This window comes from Micromonospora sp. HB375 (genome assembly GCF_017872985.1).
GTDB lineage: Bacteria > Actinomycetota > Actinomycetes > Mycobacteriales > Micromonosporaceae > Micromonospora > Micromonospora chalcea.
This window is the reverse complement of sequence record NZ_JAGGJO010000001.1, coordinates 2024469-2042539: the sequence shown is the minus strand read 5'-3', so window position 1 is coordinate 2042539 and position 18071 is coordinate 2024469. Positions and strand designations below refer to the sequence as shown.

Below are 18071 nucleotides of genomic sequence, written 5' to 3'. Positions count from 1 at the left end.
GACCGGGCAGACGCGGGAAACCAGAGCGGATCACTGGAAAGCGAACTGGAGGACGTCGAATTCGTCCCACACGTACTGGCTGGCGTAGACGTGGTCGACATCGCCCAGCCACCGCTCCGTGCCGGTGAATCCACCGCCGAGCGTGAGCGGGCCGATCGCCGACCAGCCACCCACATAGGCGGCGGTGGCCTTCGTGCCGCCGATGAAATCGGGGCCGTTGACGTAAAGGGTGATCAGGCCGTTGGTGGGGTCCACCGAGCCGACGAGGCTGACCCAGTCCCCCGGGGCGACGTAATCGCCGGTGCACGCTCCTGTACGGCCGCTGGTCACCGAATCGCTGGTCGCGACCGTGAAGCACCACGCCGGATCGGGTGTGCCGTCGCCGGTGACGTCGCGGTCGGTGCGGTAGCCGAGAGTGAACATGCTCGTCGCCACCCCGTTCTGCGCCACCGCGGTGTGTGGCGCGGCCAGCGCCGTGTCGTCGGGGATCCTGACCCACGCGGCGACGGTGAAGCCGCTGACCGCGGAGGTGTTGAGCACCGGTGAGGCGGTGGTGAACACGCCGGTCCCGTCCAGGGTCGCCGCTGCCGCGTCAACCCGCCCCGGACGGGTGTGCGGGTCGGTGGTCCCGCTGTAGACGGCGGGGAAGCCCGCCGGAACCGAGGCGGCGTCCTTGCCCTGGTCGTCGTCGAAGGTCCAGGCCCAGGAGTTACTGCTCGGGGTGACCAGGAACTCGTAGACCCGGGGGTCGGAGGTGGCGCCGGCGGCGTTGCGGGACTGCACCTGCAACACGTTGAGCCCGTCACGCACCGGGGTGATCGACTCGACGGTGCTCGTGCCGGTCACCTCCCGCAGCGACAGGTCGTCCCAGAACACGGTCTTTCCCGAGCCCGGGGTCATGCCGTTGTAGAGGCGCACGAACGCCTCCGTCGCGGTGGACGGGACGGTGACCACGATCGACAGTTTCTGCCACGTGTCGGTCGCGGTCGGGCGGTTCGAGGCGAGGGTGGTGTAGCTGCCGGCGTTCATGTAGATCGGGACGATCGCCAACCCTCGCCAGTCGGTGACGGTCAGGCCCGTCGACGCCGGCACGTAGATCCACCCGGTGACCAGATAGCGTTTGCCGGGTTGCATGCCCAGCCGCAGACCGCCGTTGTCCCCGCCGACCGTGGCGTAGGTGAACGGCGCTCCCGCCGTGCCGCCGGTGGCCGTCGGGGTGATCTGCAGCGAGTCGGAGCTGTTGTGACCACGCGCTGTGGAACGGGCGATTGTGGCGTAGCCGCCGGCGGTGAAGCCGGTCAGGTTCGACGACACCTGTTGCTGGTTGGCGGTCAACTTCTCCGCCTGCGGGGCGCCGGCCGCCACCGTCACCGCGTTGCCCTGGTTGACCGAGTAGATGTACTCGCTGACGTCGCTGGCCGACCCCGGTCCGAAGGTGAACGAACCGGCCTGACCGGGGCCGCCGTTCCACGTGCCGGTGTCCTTCGGTGGATAGGTGGTCGCCGACACCGACGGCAGTGACGGATCCTGCGTGTTGACGGTGAACTGGAACCAACCCGTGGTGTCGCTGCACGTGGTCGCGTCGCAGGCTCGCACCCGCCAGAAGTAGACCCCGTCCGGCAGCGTCTTGCCCGACAAGGGCACGACCTTCCATGGCCTGGCCGTGCCTGACGCGACGCCGGTGACCGCCGTGCCGGACTTCGCCATCAACGTGCCCTTGGTGCTGTTGAACACCGCGTACTCCGCCCGCAGGGTGCCCCCGTCCGGGTCTGACACGGTGGCCGTGAGCTGTGGTGTCCCCGAGCGCACCACCGCCGGCGAACTACACGCCGAGTAGCAGGAATCGATCTTCGGACCGGTGGGCACGTTCGGCGTCCGGTTGTACACCAACGTCACGTACGGGGTGTTCGCCGACGCCTCCGACGAGTTGAACTTCTTCCAGCCGGCGCTGCTGGACTCGCTCGACGCCCGCAGCCCGATCAGCGCCCACTGCTGCTCCACCGAGTCGAAGGCGGCTTGGAAGGACTTCTTCACCGACACCGACACCCAGCCGTCGGCGCATCCCCCGTAGCCCTTGGTACCGGTGGAGGTGCCATCACGTTCCAGCCACGATGGCTGGTTCCCCCAGCGAGCTGACGAGTCAGCCCAACTGACCAGCCACGACTCCCAACCCGCCGGAGTGCAGGAGTAGGAGTGGTAGTTCCACAGGAACAGCTCCGCGCTGATCACCTGCGCGCCGTCGAGGCCACCCAGCCGCTGGAAGTTCATCAGCGTCCGCGCCTTACATCCCGAAGGGCAGCCCTCGTTCGCGTCGACGACGTACCCCAACTTCAGGGTCGTGTCGCCGGACTTGTCGGTATTCGCGATCGTGTCCTGCACATACCCGTCGAACGCCGGCCCCAGATTCACCGACGGATCGATCGTCACCGGGTACGTCACCTTCGGATCCTGATAGAAGACCGGGTCCGGAGTCATCACCAGATCGACGCCGCGACCGGTCGCCACCGCCGCGACCTTGACGTCCGCCCGGTGCTGCGGCTCGCCAGAGGACAACGTCCGCGCGTCCCACATCTCACCCTGCGACACCGTCACCGGCGCGCCACCGGCAGCCGTCACCGCCGAGCGCGCCGCCGCCGCACCAGCACCCACCGACCACGGCAGACTGATCGACGAGACAGACGCAGCCGCCGCCGGCGTCTTCACCCGGAACGAGTACGCGAAACCAGACCGGCGCGCCTCGACCATCAGATCGACGCCCGGCTTCACCTCGGCATAGGTGGCCGTCGTGCCGTCAAGGGTCGGCTCCGGCAACACACCACGCCACCCCAACGCCACCCGAGAGGCACCACTACCGGCCGCCACCAGCGCATCCGCATCCGCGGACCGCGCACCCGACAACCACAACCCACGCGCGTCCAACCTCGGAGCGACACTGCCGTCCGAACGCCGCTGCAACGCCAGGTCGAGATCCGCCCACTGCCCCGCGGCGTTCCTGGCCCGCACCGGCGCCGCAGACAACTCCGCGCGCACGGTTCCGTCCGGCTGCGCCCACGACCGCGACACCTCCGTCGTCGCGTCCGACACCAGCACCGGCTTACGGCTGCGATACGCCAACCGCATCGCCGACGCCTCATCCGCCGCCTGCAGCACACCGCTCTGCGCAGAGGCCGCCGCGGCGGAGCCGGCCTCCGCCGTCGCCGCCGACTGGTCGAAGATCACCGGCCCCGCAGATGTCGCCGCCAGAACAGCCGCCATCACCAGAGACGCACGTCTCCCAGCGAAGACACGCGCACGCGTACTGAACCGCCACCGCAACACATCGCCCCCCGTGATCATGCCGACCGGCGACGCAGACGCTAGAGATCGGCACCAGTCTCTGTAAAGAGCGGTTACAACTTGCCACCACGAAACGCCTATAAATACTCAGAACCACACGCCCTCCGGGGATGTCATGACATGACGTAACGAAGCAAGCGCCGACTGAAGCGCGATCGGCTCATCCCTCGACGCCGGCAGGATTCTGACAACCACCGGCACCGCGCCCACTGCCCACGATGAACCGGCACTCGGCGCCCTCCGGCTGCGATAGCCGTTCGGACCACTGTTCCGCTTATTCACGGCGGCGCAGCCACGGCACGGGCCCAGTCGCGTCGATGCTTGGCCGAACACCAACCGGACGCGGCCTCGCCCGACCACTTCAGCCCCACCGAAGGGGTCACCGCCCAGGAAGGCCTGACCAGATGGCTGCCAGTGGGACTCGAGTCTCAAGTGCCGGAATCCCTACCAACTCCCCGCCGTGGCGGATCTAGAGCCGCACGTCGATGCAGGATCGCCCCGGCGACCGGCGTCGGCGAGCCCAGGACGACAAGCCGACAACAGGCAGGCGGGGAGCAACCGGCGATGACCAATTCGGAGTTCTCTGGGAGGTCATACCTACTCGCTCGCTCACATCGTCGCAGGCCACGGCGTTGTTATCCGCTCGACGCCAGTGAGCACTTCGGACGCGCTGACCACTTCGCCAACCTGCACCCAGTCTGCACCCACCGGAAGGCCCGAACCGCGTTGCCGGAGAGGTCTGACCGGCAAGAAGATCACACGCCCTTGCTCGCCCTCTTCGCGCCGCTTGGCGCACCCGGCTCGGCTTCGACAGTTACTCCCTCACGAAGCCCCGCCGCCACTTCCCGTCTTCGCACCGCCTACCGGTGCCGTATCCCCATCACCAGCAGGACAACGCAGGCCACAGCGGTCAGACCACCACTGCCAGGCAACGCATGACGCCGCGCGTAGCACGTCGACCAGCGAGCCGTATGCTCTCCGCGCAGCAGCTGGCCTGTCCCCGATCAACCACGGACGTGACTGCAATGGCTAGGACTGAATCTCGGTGGCTCCCGACCACCACCATTGCCTCGCTGGTTGGAGCGGCCACCCTGTTACTGAGCACCGCATGTACCTCTCAGCCAACCACCACGCCGACCCAGACAATGTCCTCCCCTGCGGCCCGCAAGCTGCGTGCCCCGGAAACCCTGCTCGGCCTACCGAAGAGCATGGACCGGGAAGGGATCGGATTGGCCCAACGGCACCTGGACAAGCTCAAGCGGGAAGTCGGCCAACCAACCAGCGCCATCGGCTGGCCCTACGCGAACAAGGGACCGGACGCCGACGCTGTCTTGATCAGCGGCGCATCCGGCACCATCACCGATCAGCAGGGGGCCATCGAGCGCGCGCTGCAGCCGTACCGCATCGACTCCCACGAGGCGGTCGACGCCGGGGAACTGGGCGGCACCGCACGGTGCGGCCGTGGCCGACCCGACGAAGTCTTCCTAATCGTTTGTGCCTGGGCCGACGATCAGACGCTGGGCGTCGTAGTTTTCCTCTCGTCCCGACCGCAGGCCGACCGCACCACCCAATTTCTCGAAGTACGCAAGGCCGTCACGGAACCCTCCGCGTAAGCCACCCCGCAAACGCAGCCGGCGCCGGCAGCCAGTACTAACCTGCACCAACTCTCGGCCGATACCGATGCTGATGCGGCGGAGCAAGGGCTGCAGGTGCGCCAAGGCGTAGCCGCTACGAATAGCTCCAGGCTCTGCTCGCCAAGGGACAGAGCCTCCGGAAGGTCACCCGAGGACTCGGCCTGGCACAAGCGGGTGCTTCGATCACACGACCGGACCCGAGCAGACAGCCCCACGGCCAGCGGGCCCAGGGCGACGTCGGTTCCTTCGACCGCCCAAAGTCGCCGTGTGCCACGTTACCCCGACGTTGTGGCGGCAGGCCCGGGAGGACACCGGGAACGACTACAGACTCCAGCGTGACCAACTCGCATCCCCAAGCCGGCTCTTCGGAGAAGTCACTTCCCGGACCCGCCGAGACCCAGCTTAGAACCCCGCTCCCTGCGATGTCTTGACACAGAGGGGAGCCATGAGCGGACGTCGTCGGCCTGCGAAATCGAGCCACGGGTGCTGAAGCTTTCGGGCACGCCGAAGAGGTCACCGCCCAGGAAGCGCTGGTCAGCGCGTTGCTGGTGGGATTCGAGTCTCAGCCCTCGGAATCACATCGACGCGAGCACGGCGCGAGCCAGAGCCATACGTCGATACGGCAGGGCCCTCTCGACCGGCGCCAACGGATCCCCGACGGCAGTCGGCACCAGCAGGAAGGGGAACAGCGCACCCTGACCACTTCGGAGTTCTCTGGGAGGTCACGCCCAACCACTCGCCTGTATCGCCGGAGGTCAGGGCACCCGATTCGGCGCGGTCTCGATGAGCACTTCGGGCGCGGTGACCACTTCGCCAACGTGCACCCAATCTGCACCCACCTGCAAGGCATGAATGCTTCCGAGGACCTTACTTCCTTGACCTGCAGATACTCCCCTACCAGGCGACATAGAGTGCCGTTGACTGCTGTTCAGTGCCGTCACCGCCGCGCAGGCCAAAAGGGGGCACCGAATCCGATGACGGCCTCATCCCTCTCACCCTCGGCGAGGTCCGCCGTCTGCTGGCACGCCTGATCACCACCGTCCGCCCCTTCGACCACATCCATCGATGGTCACGATGGCGACGCCGACACCAATACCGCGCCAGAACAGCCCACTAACAGCGAAGACTCCGGCTCCACCAGGTGCGGCTGGAGTACTAGAGCGTCGCCGCCTGGCAGGTCAGTCTCGGCTTCGGCATCGGGCTGCGACTCGTCTACTTCTTGCTGGCCACGGTGCTGGTGACGGCCGCTTGCTACCGCTGGTCCTGGTGCCACAGGCGGGAATGCCCGCCGTTCGGCCGGCGGCTACTGCTCGCGGATCTGGCAGGCGGCACGGTGCCGGTGCTGCTCGGGCTGGTCTAGACGGTGAGCCAGTGTTCCTGAAGGGCCTCAACTGGCACGAGGAGACCGCCTGCAACGGCCGGTCGATGACCGGGAACGTCCAGCGGAGCCAGCTTCCGTTCGGTGGGGCGGGCCTGCGCGGCGGCGGGGACCACGATGGCCACCGTCAGCGCGGTCAGTACCGTGGCGGTGAGGGCGAGGGCATGGCGGAATCTTCGCGAGTGTCGTCTTTCGACATGCGGCCGGAAGCGGCGGGGTCGCCGGCGATCCACGGGATCGTGAGGTACTTTTGCGAACACCGTTCCAGGCACGGCTTGAGCAGTCTTGCCCGAACCTGGAATCCCGCCGCGGCGCCTACCAGTCGGCGGGGAGGGCGACGTACGTCGTTTCGAGGTACTCCTCGATCCCCTCGAAGCCACCCTCGCGGCCGAATCCCGACGCCTTCACCCCACCGAAGGGGGCGGCGGCGTTGGAGATGAGGCCGCTGTTGATGCCGACCATGCCGCACTCCAGCGACTCCGCCATCCGGATCGCGCGGGACAGGTCGCGGGTATAGACGTAGGCGGCCAGGCCGTACTCGGTCGCGTTGGCCCGGGCGACGGCCTCCTCCTCGCTGGTGAAGGTGATGATCGGAGCGACTGGACCGAAGATCTCCCGGCTGTTGATCTCCGACTCCGGCTGCACGTCGATCAGAACGGTGGGGCGGTAGAAGAAGCCCGGCCCGTCCGGCGCGGTGCCACCGGTGAGCACGCGGGCACCGTCGTGGACGGCGTCCGCGACGAGCTGGTGGACCGACCGAACGGCCTTCTCCTCGATGAGCGGGCCGACATCGACGCCAGCGTCCTGCCCACGGCCGACGACGAGTTTCCCCATCCGGGTGGCGAGCTTCTCGGCAAACTCCTGCGCCACGTCGGCGTGCACGAGGAAGCGGTTGGCGGCGGTACAGGCCTCGCCCATGTTGCGCATCTTCGCGACCATCGCGCCCTCGACGGCGGCATCGACGTCGGCGTCTTCGAAGAGGATGAACGGGGCGTTGCCGCCGAGTTCCATGCTGACCCGCTGCAACTGGTCCGCGGACTGCTTCACCAACTGGCGGCCCACCGCTGTGGATCCGGTGAAGGACACCTTGCGGAGCCGATCGTCAGCCATGAGGGCCTTCGAGATGTCGGCCGCGTGGGTCGTCGGGATCACGTTGAGGACGCCGTCGGGCAGGCCGGCCTCGGCGAGGATGCCCGCCAGCGCCAGCATGGCCAGCGGGGTGAGCTCGGCCGGCTTGACGACCATGGTGCAGCCGGCCGCGACGGCCGGACCGATCTTGCGCGTACCCATGGCGAGCGGGAAGTTCCAGGGCGTGAGGAAGAGGCACGGACCGACGGGTTTCTTGACGGTCAGCAGCCGGGAGGCGCCGGCGGGGTTCTGCATCCACCGGCCGTGGATTCGCACGGCCTCCTCGGAGAACCACCGGAAGAACTCGTTGCCGTAAGCCACCTCGCCCTTCGCCTCCGCGACGGTCTTGCCCATCTCGAGGCTCATCAGTTCGGCCAGGTCGTCGGCGCGCGCGTTGATCAGCTCGAACGCTCGGCGCAGGATCTCACTGCGATGGCGGGGCGCCGTACGCGCCCAGCCGGCCTGCGCGGCGACGGCTGCGTCGAGCGCATCCATCGCGTCGTCGACCGTTGCGTCCGCGACGTGCGCGAGCACCGAGCCGTCGGCCGGGTCGTGGACGGCGAACGTCCCGCCGCCCTCCGCCTCGTGCCAGCTACCGCCGATGAAGAGACCCTTCTGGTCCGGACCGAGGACGTCACGAGCGCTCATTGGACCTCCCGCAGGTGCACCGAGATCGACTGGACTTCCGTCATGCCCAGGAGCGCCTCACGCACCCCGAGACGACCCGATCCGCTGTCCGACCCCGGCCAGCCGCCGAACGGCATGTGCAACTCCCAGTAGTTGCTCGTGTCGTTCAGCACCACCTGGCCGTTGTTCAGGCGTTCGGCGAGCCGGATGGCCCGCGGGTAGTTCTCACTGAAGATCGCCGACGACAGCCCGAACCGGCTCATGGCCGCGGTCGCCAGTACGTCGGCGTCACCGTCGACCCGGATGACCGCCGCCAGCGGCCCGAAGGTCTCCTCGATGTTGACCCGGGCGTGCCGCGGCACCCCTGCGAGCACGGCCGGCGGCCGGAACAGGTCCGTGGCGGCCCCGGGAACGGATCCGTCGCCGAAGGCCAGGGTTGCGCCACCAGCGAGCGACTCGTCGATGTGGGCCTGGGTCTGGTCGTACACCGCGCGGGTGTGGCAGGGGCCCATGGTGGTGGCAGCCGCCAGGGGTGGCCCTACGACAACCCGTGCGGCCTCCACCGCGAGCGCGGCGACGAAGTCGTCGTAGACGCTGCTCTCGCACAGGATCCGGCCGGCGGCCGCGCACGACTGCCCGCTGTTCGCGTAGGCGGCCGCGGCGGACTGCTGCGCCGCGAGGGCGATGTCCGCCTCCCGCAGGACGATGACCGGACCGTTCCCGCCCAGTTCCAGGATCTTCCGCTTGTCGTACGCGATCCGGGCGATCTCGGCGCCGACGGCGCTCGAACCGGTGAAGCCGACGCCGATCGCCAGCCGGTGGGTGACCATCGTGCGGCCCAGCTCGGGCCGGCGTCCGGTCAGGAGGTTCACGATGCCCATCGGTACCTCCGCGGCCTCGATGCACCGCGCGAGCAGTACCGCGGTCCCCGCCGTCGTGGGAGCCGGCTTCCAGACGACCGTGTTCCCGGAGGCGATTGCCGGTCCCAGGTACTCGACCGGGATGTTCAGCGGGAAGTTCCAGGGGGTGATGACGGCGTAGACCCCGCACGGGCGGCGGTGGGTGAAGACTCGCTTGCGAGTGTCGTGCGTCGGGATCGTGTCGCCGCGCAGTGCGCGCGCCTCCTGGGCCGCGAGTCGGAAACCCTCCACCGCGGAGCCTGCCTCACCGAGCGCCTCCGCCAGCGGCTTGCCCTGCTCAAGGGAGATCGCGCGGGCGAGCGGTTCCCGCCGCGCCTCAAGCTGGTCGGCGATGCGTTCGCACCAGTCGGCGCGCTGGTAGGGCGAGACGCCCTGGTGTCGCTCGAATGCCGCCTGGGCTGCGGCGAACGCGTCGTCCACATCGGTGTCGACCGCCTCGGCGAGATTCCAGAGCACCTCGCCGGTCGCCGGGCTCGTCACGGTGAACCGGTCCGTCCCGGACGACGGCCGCCAGGTGCCGCCGATAAAGAGGCCCGTGACGTCTGCGACCGTGTTGCTCATGTTCATCTGCTTTCCTGCCTCGATGCCTGCTGTTGTCATCGGGTTCGCGCCCGGACGGGCAGGCGTTCGACGTCGCCGCCGCTGATCAGCAGGAAGTGGGAGAAGAGGTACGTCGCCGAGCAGCAGTGGTTGCTGACGATCTGTATCTGGTCACCGACCCGGGGCGGATCGGCATGGTCGGGTGACGACCACACCAGCACGGACGCCTCCTCGCTGACCCGCTCGACGACGAGCCCGCGGTATCCGAGGGCGATCCCGTATCCGACGGTGAGGGGAGACATGACCTCCTTCGGAAGCGCCTTCGAACCGGCGTCGATGACGATGCGTCCGTCAGCGGGGGCGCTCATCACCGTCGCACAGACGGTCTGGGCGCAGTCGGCGAGCGTGGCGGCGCCCAACGCGACCTGGGTGGCGTCGTTGAAGATGTACGTTCCGGGACGGATCTCGGTGATGCCCGGAATCGCCGCGACCGTCGCCGCGCTCGGCGTGGAGCCGATACTGACCACCGGCACCTCCCGGCCCGCCCGGCGGAGCAGTTCCGTGGTGTGCAGGACCAGTTCGGTCTCGGCGCGACTCACCGTTGCGACGTCACGGGCGTCCTCCACCGCGTAGGAACGCCCGTTGAAGGCCATCAGCCCGGCGAAGCTGGCGTGTGAATAGCGCTGGGCGTCGAGTAGCTCCGAGACGGTGGCCTCCCCGGCGCCGGAGCCGAATCGCGCAAAGCCGGCGTCCACTTCCCAGTAGTATCGGATCGGGCGGCTGACGGCGCGAGCGACGTCGTTGATCGCCGCGACGGCGTCGACGCTGTCCGCGCTGACGATGACGTCCGCCGCACGGGCCAGCGAGGCAAGCGTCCGCTGCCGCGCCGCGCCGATCGGCGGGCAGGCGATGAACACGTCGCGGTGACCGGCACCGACGAAATACTCGGCCTCCTGGTAGGTGGCGACTGTGAGCCCCTGGGCACCGGCGTCGCGTTGCCAGCCGGCCAGCACCTCCGACTTGTGTGTCTTGGCGTGTGGCCGCAGGTTGACGCCGTGCTCGCCGGCTAGGGCCGCGTAGGTGGCGACGTTGCGTCGGGCGATGTCCGCGTGGACGATCAACGCGGGGGTTGCGATCTCGCCGCTCACGCGTCCCAACGACTCCACCTGGGGCGGCTGCCCGGATGTGGTGACGGCTGCGGAGTTGGGCATCGGGTCCTTCTTTCCGTGCGTGGTCACGGCCGGCGGACAAGGACGTCACCGGCGAGCGCCGCGGAGGGCGTCTGCCGATTGACAGTGACCGCGCCGTTGACGATCACCATCTCGATGCCGTCCGCGAGCAGATCGGGCTCGTCGTGGGTGGCGCGGTCGCGGACGGCCGCCGGATTGAACAGCACAAGGTCCGCGCAGCGGCCCCCCTGGATCGCGCCGCGATCTCGCAGACCGAAGCGCTGAGCGGGAAGGGACGTCATCCGGCGGATCGCCTCGACGAGATCGAGCGGTCCGCCGGGCCGGACATACCGCCCCAGCACTCGCGGGAAGGTGCCGAACATGCGCGGATGCGTCCGGCCGCGCGGGTTGGGGAGGCCGTCGGAGCCGATCATGGCGAGCGGGCTCGCGAGGGCGGCGGCGACCGTGTCCGGGGACATCATCTCGATCACCGCGGTCACCGAGCCGTCGCGTTCGGCGATCCGGGTGACGGCCTGCTCCTGCGTGGTTCCCCACTCCTCGGCGAGATCGGCGAGATATCGACCCTCCAACTCCGGCAGCTCTGGAGCGGAGATGACGCGCACCGCCCGTGGGTCGGTGGCTGAACTCGTCGCGGCCCGTAGCGCTGGCTCCAGCGCTGTCGACCCCGAGGTGTAGGGATAGACGTCGAAGGTCACCGGGACGCCGGCCTCGGCGGCGGCGTGAATGTCGTCGAGTGCCCTGCGCATCCGGCCGATCCCGTCCAGCCCGGTGGTCTTCAGGTGACTGACGTGAACCTGGCATCCGGTGCTGCGCCCCAACGCGAGGACTTCGGAGATGCTCTCCAGCACGCGGGCGCCCTCGTCGCGGATGTGTGACGCGTATATTGCGCCCCGGGCGGCAAGAACCGCACACAGCCGCTCCAGTTCTCGGGTCTGCGCGTAGCGGCCCGGGTGGTAGACAAGTCCCGTCGACATGCCGACTGCACCCGCTTCCAGCGCCGCGGTGAGCAGTTCGCACATGGCGTCGATCTCCGCATCGTCGGCTGCCCGGGTCGCATCGCCCATCGCCGCGAGCCGCAGCGCACCGTGCGGGACGAGTCCCGCACGGTTCAGCGCACTGGGCGACTCGCGCAGAAGCCGCAGATACTCGCCGTACCCGGCGGGCTGCTTCGCGATCACGTAACCCAGGACCGCTGCAAACTCGCCGGCAAGGTGCCGGCCGAGCGCCGGACTGTGCGGCGCGATGCCGATCCCGCAGTTGCCGAGGACGACGGTGGTGACGCCCTGGCTCGTCTTGCAGAGCATCGTCGGATCCATCAGCACGGCGGCGTCGTCGTGTGTGTGTACGTCGATGAAGCCGGGAGACAGGATGCGCCCGTGCCCGTCGATCACATGGGGGCCGACGCCACCGGTCGCCGGTGACGAGGACGGGGCGTCGTCCGGGTCGGTGACCGCGGCGATGCGCCCGTCGACGACCAGGACATTGCGTCGCCGGACGGGCGTCCCCAGTCCGTCCACCACGCCGACGTTGGAGATGAACAGTGAGTCGGGCGTGCTCACCAGGAGGTCCAGCCGCCGTCGACTCGCAGCTCGGTGCCCGTCACGAAGCTCGCGGCGTCCGAGAGGAGGAAGAGAGTCGCGTCGGCGATCTCCTCGGGTCTGCCGAACCGCCCCATCGGCGTCTGTGCGGACAGCGCCCGCACCGTGGCCTCGTCCAAGGGTGCCCGGTCGTCGATGGTGATCATGCCAGGAGACAGGGTGTTGACCCGGATCTGCATCGGCGCAGCCGCGATTGCGAGTTCGCGTGACACCTGTAGCAATGCGCCCTTCGACGCCGAGTACGCGACGGCCCGAACCGGTCCCTGGTCCGTCTCCGCCGGGTAGGCCGTGTAGTAGGCGTTGTTCAGCCCCACCGAGGAGTAGACCGAGCCGATGTTGACCACCGCCCCTCCACCACCGTGGCGCATGATCGGCATCAGCGCGAACGATAGAAAGGCTGCGGCTTCCACGTTCAGGGCGAAGGTCTGACGCCAGCGCTTTAGATCCTGTGCGAACAGGCCGGCGGCGTACGAGCCACCCGCGTTGTTCACGAGCGCCGAGAGGCGCAGGCCGCTGGCGCGGACAGCCCGCTCGATCGCCTCCCGACCGTCGGTGGCCGTCACGTCGGCGGGCACCACGACGGCCTCGCCGCCGGCCTCCGCTATCAGACCGGCGGTATTGGCCAACCGCTCGGCTCGGCGCCCCACCAGCAGGCAGGCGTAGTCGGCGCGGGCGAGCCGGCAGGCGATCGCCTGCCCGATGCCGGAGCCGGCGCCGGTGATCACGGCGAGCTGTCCGGTGCTCACGCGGAATCCGGTGTCGTCGTCGGGTCCACCGGGTCACTCGGCGAGTCGCCCCGGGGGGTTTCGGCGAAGCGGCGGAGCACATTCTCGGTGACCCGGGAGACGGAGTTGTCGTAGCCGTGGGCGGACAGGCAGGCCCGCCAGCAAATGGCGCCCGCCGCGAACACGGCACCGCCGGCGGGGTATTCGAGGTAGGCCATGTCCGACCGGGCGAAGCGATGCGGTCGTCCCGGGACCTGCGGGTCGGCGGTGGACGCGCCGTCGCGGCCCTGGACGTACCAGAGCTGGTCGTCGAGCATTGCCCGGTGCGACTGGTTGAACCGGTTCGACGAGGCGAGGACGAGTGTCGTCGCCGGCGACCCGAGCTCCGTGTCGACCCGGTCGAACTCGTAGCCGGCGGCGCCCCACCTGACCTGGAGCGACGGCACGTCGCCGATGAGCTCGTCCGCACCCAGGCCGGCGAACACGAACTGGACGCGAGGGTCGTGGGAGTCGGGCATGCGCTGGTAGGGCGAACCACGGTCGAAGCCCGCACCGGCGGTTCCCATTCCGACCAGCGCGTGGGGTCCGCGGCCGCGATTGCGCCAGGTCCCGCCCTGCTCACCGGTGGTGCTGTGGCGACGTTCCGCGGGGGGCGACTCGAACGGCCAGCTGGTGCCCCAACGACGCACCTCGACGACGTGCGGCCGGTGCGGGTCCACGGAGACGACGCCGTAGAAGCTGTTGCCACCGAGGTACATGAGCCTGCCGCCCCCTTCCAGATAGGCGGAGAGGCCATCCATCATGGCCGTCGTCCAGTACTCGTGGTGCGAGCTGGAGATCACCACGTGGTACCGCTCAAGCAACGCGGCGCCTTCGGCGTGGAGGTCGTGGTCGGTGAGGTAGTCGACCTGGATTCCCCGTTGCTCCAGCCAGTCGACCAGGTATAGGTCGGCCCCCAACCGCACCGGAACGCCCATCGTGCGGTACCGGAACTTCGGCCGCAGGTTCAGGATCGGCTTCAGCTGCGACGCGTAGCAGACGCCCGACCCGTCGGCGTGGACGTCGTACGGGCCGTAGAGCGAGTTCTCGTCGATGTATTCGAAGACCTCGCGGAACAGCGACGGGTCGGCGAGCGGGTGCGTCAGCCCGTTGCCGACGAATCCGCTGTCCTCCCGCCACACACCCTTGCCGAGGTCGGTGAAGTTCTCGTAGACGAGGTAGGACATCGTCGAGATCAGCACCGCGATCCGGCTGTGCGCCACGCCGGATGAAGGTCGCACCACGAAGGGGATGTGGTCTTCGTCCTCCCCGGCCCGGAGCCACGCGGCATAGATGCCGCTGGGCAGGTCCGCCGGCACGGTGAACTCGAACTGCACGGGCCAACCGGCGTCGTCGAGGTCGTCCCGGTGGAAGTGGACAGCGCCGTACTCGGCGGGAGCCAGGCGGAAGTCGGTCTCCCCACCGGTGTGGTTGTAACCGGTGACCGCCCGGGTCGGCATGTTCACCAGGCGCCCGTGCCGGCCGTGTCGGGAGGCGTCGTACATCAGGTCGGTATGGACGTCCCGGCTCAGATCCCAGGCCGCCACGACGTCGGGGTCGGCGATGACCGCGTCCGGATCGGTCACGAGCTGCTCGATGTCGTCGGCGGCGACAACGCGGTCGAGCAGGCGTGGCCGGTCCAGGCGACCGTCGAGGTGGCGCGCCGTCGCGCCGTTGCCGTCCGCGGTCGCGGCGAGCAGCAGAGGCGCTTCCGTACGCGGTTCGCCGCCGCTGACGGCGAACACGCGGTGAGGAACGAGCACCGCGCCGGGAAGCTGCCGGACCGGACGGCACCACGCCGTGATCTGCGCCCCGGCGAGGCTCACTCCCACGTGGTACCAGTGCCACCGGGACAACGGCGGGCTGATCCGGTGGCGTTGGGGAACGCCGCCCTGGCCGATAACCGCCTCGAGGCAACCGTCGTCGTCGAGCGCGAGGGCCCATCCCGGTCCGCCCTCGTACGGCGTCCCTCGGCTGGCGATGACCTGCTCCCCCACCGCGGGATTCGTCGGTTGGAGGAACGTGGCGAAGGTGAAGCCGGGCCGGTCGGCGGGGGGCGCGGGTAGCTCGACCCGGGCGTACGAGCCGGTGTGGATCGACTCGCGCCGGCCGGGCCGTCGTCCGTCGATCGACGACGGGACCACCTCCTGGCGGAAGCCCGGCCCGGCGGGGTTCGTGTCCCCGTGGATCAGGCGGACCAGGCGGGTCTCGTAGTCGTCGTAGTCGCAGCTGACCATGAACTTGACCGTGTCCCCGGGACCGGCATTGAGACGGTCGCTGTAGCCGAGCAGACGGAGCATGGGTGCCGCCCTCAGCTCTGGGCTCGCGCGACGGCGGCTTCGAACGCCTCGACGAATCCTCGGGCGCCCTCCGCTGTCCGCGACGGGTGGATGGACAGGCGGATGAAGGGCCTGCCCCGCAGCACCCCGTAGCTGTGTCCCCAGCCGGCCTCCAACAGGTTCTCGTGAACGCGTTCCAGGTCGATCGAGGAGGAGACGAAGCCGACGACGGAGATGAACTTCGGCGCGGCCAACGACATCCCGGGGATGGCGGTCACCCCGTCGACGATGGTGTCGCGCAGCGCCAGCACGTGCCGAGTCGACTCCAGGTATCCCTCCCAGCCGAGATTGCGCAGCGCGGCCCAGGCGGCCGCCGCCCGGCTTCCCGGCTTGGTGGAGGAGGTGGTGTGGATGAGCGTCCGCTCGGTCGGAATCGCCTCGAACAGTTCGGCGTCCCGCGCGAGGAAGAAGCCGGTCGAGATCGGGAGGAGCCCCAGCTTGTGCCCGTCCGTCGAGATGGAGCTGACGCCGGGCAGCGAGAGGTCGAACCGCGGCACGTCGTAGCCGAGCTCCCGCATGAACGGGATGATGAAACCGCCGAATGCGGCGTCGACGTGGAGATAGAGCCCCTTGCGCCAGGCGAGGTCGGCGAATGCCTCGACCGGATCCATCGTGCCGAAGTTGCCCGCGGGGGCAGAGCAGGCGAGCCCGACCGTCCGCGGGGTGATGGCACGCTCGACGTCGGCGATGTCCGGCTGGAGGGTGTGGTCGTCGACGTCCACCTCCACCAGGTGAATGCCCATCAGCTCGGCGCCCAGCCGGAAGCTGAAGTGGATGGTGACCGGGACGATGAACTCCGGCGCGTCGCGCTTCCCGTTGTTCCTGGCCAGGCGCAGTGCGGCGAGGTTCGACTCGGTGCCACCGGTGGTGATGAAACCCGGCGCGTCCGGCTTTCCCAACAGGCCGGCCATCATGGCGACGGCCTCGCGCTCCATGGAGAGCGTCCCTGTCTCGGAGTGGGCCCATTCGACGAAGAACTCGCCGACCGCCAACTCCTCGACCTTGCGGGTGATCGCGGCCGGCATACCCGAGTAGCTGATGGCGAAGTTGCGGTCGTGACCGTAGTTGTTGCGGCCGAACCGCTCCGTCACCTCGGCGAGCACGTCCGCCTCGGCGATTCCCTGGGTGGGCAGTGCCGCGATCGCTACGGGTGGGACGTCGATGTGACTGGCTGGTAGATCAAACTCCGCTGCGACCATGCCTCAGACCTTACGAGCGGCGTCGTCCGCCGCGGGTGGGCAACCGCACATTGTTCGACCCCGGGATGACTGCACGCGCATGCGTGGAGCGGACCGGTGTTCGGCCGGGATGTCACGAGGCGCGGGCGACGCCGTCGGACGTGGCGGCGAACTCCGCCGGGTGCGTCTCCTGCAGCCTGGCCAGCGCGGTGACGACGTGCGCCAGGTCGGCCGGGGACGCCAGCGATCGTCCGATGACCGTCTCGATCCGGTCCAGGCGCTTGCGGACGGTGTTCCGGTGCAGGAACTTCCGGGTCGCGATCTCCCCGATCGACCCGTCGAAGCGCACGTAGGCGGACAACGTGTCGAGCAGTTGGCGTCGGACGTCGGCGGGCAGCTCGATGATCGGGCCCAGAACCTCGGCGACGAAGGCGTCCGAGACGACCGGGTCCGACTGCATCAACACGCTGAGCCATCGGTCCGACAGGTAGCGGATCCCGGCTGACTCCGTCGGCCACGACTCCGCGACGACACGCGCCAGGTGCAGACCTCGGCGCAGCTCACCGAGGTCTCCGCGCACCTCGGCGACGCCGAAACGCCCGCGATCGAGGCCGGACAGCAACTCGCGGATCTCGCCGGGCCTGAGCGCCGAGGCGTCCAGGACACCGCTGATCGCATCGAGGGATCCGCCGACGAAGCCGCCGACGCGGCGTTGCGCGAGGCGGGACACCAGCCGCCGCAGTGCCAGCCCCTCGTCCTCGGGCAGGCTGCCGGTCAGCACGATGAAGGTGCCGGCCTGGGGCAGCCCGAGGGCCCGGCCGCACCGCATCTGCACCGATATCGCGCCGGCCCCGTGCTCGAGCAGTTCGACGAACGCCATCTCGCGCGCGTCGGCCCGGCCGTCGATGTTCTCGCGCTGCCGCTCGCGGTACGCGTTGGCGACCTCCTCGGCGATCGACTCGACGATGCTCCAGACCTGCATGCACCCGTCGACCAACGCCTCACCGTCGCTCAGGTTCTCGTCCCTCGCCCGCTGGACGATGGCGGGCCACAGCACGCCGAAGTCGAGACGGAACGCGTGCTGGACCGCCGCGAGCGGGATCTCCTGGTCAGCGCGCAGCCTGCCGATGTCCACCGGCGCCGTCGCCGCAAACTCCGGCGCCGGGACGCCGGCGAGCCGCGCCAGCGAGAGCGTGAGGGTGCTTCGAGTGGCCCGACTGACCTCGCCGATGACGACTCCGGACGCCGCGTACACCGGTTCCATCTCGAAGATCTGCCGGGTCGAGACCTCCTGAAGCCGGTCGACGACGCCGTCCTCGAGCAGCCGGCGGGCCACCCAGGAGATCACCGCGTCCGGTGATTCGCACGTCCGTTCAGGCTGCGGCACGCGTGAATCTTAACGATGTCGGTGCCTTCTGCGGCAAGCCCCACAACCAGAT

10 protein-coding genes and 1 pseudogene are annotated in these 18071 nt (G+C 69.0%); 2 read left to right on the top strand and 9 right to left on the bottom strand.

The genetic code is table 11. The features are described from left to right. Window positions 1-30: 30 nt before the first annotated feature. The gene (locus tag J3R08_RS09600; protein ID WP_209960808.1) at window positions 31-2811 is read right to left on the bottom strand and encodes a DNRLRE domain-containing protein; all 2781 of its coding nucleotides are present in this window, start codon (window positions 2809-2811) and stop codon (window positions 31-33) included. A 1670-nt stretch (window positions 2812-4481) separates the two neighbouring features. Here J3R08_RS09600 and J3R08_RS09595 point away from each other — a divergent pair. Together J3R08_RS09595 and J3R08_RS31970 are read left to right on the top strand one after the other, a co-directional pair. After that, window positions 4482-4949, top strand: coding sequence for a hypothetical protein (locus tag J3R08_RS09595; protein ID WP_209960807.1), 468 nt, complete (start codon window positions 4482-4484; stop codon window positions 4947-4949). A 1183-nt stretch (window positions 4950-6132) separates the two neighbouring features. Continuing rightward, window positions 6133-6327: pseudogene (locus J3R08_RS31970) on the top strand (hypothetical protein); the annotation flags it as partial. A gap of 336 nt (window positions 6328-6663) precedes the next feature. Here J3R08_RS31970 and J3R08_RS09590 read toward each other — a convergent pair. The 8 genes from J3R08_RS09590 to J3R08_RS32670 all read right to left on the bottom strand — a co-directional run bounded on the left by J3R08_RS09590 (window position 6664) and on the right by J3R08_RS32670 (window position 18019). After that, window positions 6664-8124 (bottom strand): NAD-dependent succinate-semialdehyde dehydrogenase, encoded by a 1461-nt coding sequence (locus tag J3R08_RS09590; protein WP_209960806.1) that lies wholly within the window; start codon window positions 8122-8124, stop codon window positions 6664-6666. After that, a complete protein-coding gene (locus tag J3R08_RS09585) occupies window positions 8121-9584 on the bottom strand; it encodes an aldehyde dehydrogenase (protein ID WP_209960805.1) in 1464 nt (487 codons plus the stop codon). Before J3R08_RS09585 ends, J3R08_RS09590 begins: the two co-directional genes overlap by 4 nt. Window positions 9585-9619: 35 nt before the next feature. After that, window positions 9620-10774 (bottom strand): alanine racemase, encoded by a 1155-nt coding sequence (locus J3R08_RS09580; RefSeq protein WP_209960804.1) that lies wholly within the window; start codon window positions 10772-10774, stop codon window positions 9620-9622. Between the two features lie 23 nt (window positions 10775-10797). Continuing rightward, window positions 10798-12312, bottom strand: coding sequence for an amidohydrolase family protein (locus J3R08_RS09575; protein ID WP_209960803.1), 1515 nt, complete (start codon window positions 12310-12312; stop codon window positions 10798-10800). Further along, window positions 12309-13097: an SDR family NAD(P)-dependent oxidoreductase gene (locus tag J3R08_RS09570; protein ID WP_209960802.1), complete on the bottom strand. Its 789-nt coding sequence runs from the start codon at window positions 13095-13097 to the stop codon at window positions 12309-12311. The genes J3R08_RS09575 and J3R08_RS09570 overlap by 4 nt, the downstream gene beginning before the upstream one ends. After that, on the bottom strand, window positions 13094-15415 hold the full coding sequence (locus J3R08_RS09565) for a N,N-dimethylformamidase beta subunit family domain-containing protein (protein WP_209960800.1): 2322 nt from the start codon (window positions 15413-15415) through the stop codon (window positions 13094-13096). Before J3R08_RS09565 ends, J3R08_RS09570 begins: the two co-directional genes overlap by 4 nt. Before the next feature lie 11 nt (window positions 15416-15426). After that, the gene (locus J3R08_RS09560; protein ID WP_209960798.1) at window positions 15427-16653 is read right to left on the bottom strand and encodes an aminotransferase class I/II-fold pyridoxal phosphate-dependent enzyme; all 1227 of its coding nucleotides are present in this window, start codon (window positions 16651-16653) and stop codon (window positions 15427-15429) included. Between the two features lie 112 nt (window positions 16654-16765). Beyond that, window positions 16766-18019, bottom strand: a complete 1254-nt coding sequence (locus tag J3R08_RS32670; protein WP_209960796.1) for a CdaR family transcriptional regulator — start codon at window positions 18017-18019, stop codon at window positions 16766-16768. Window positions 18020-18071 lie beyond the last annotated feature (52 nt).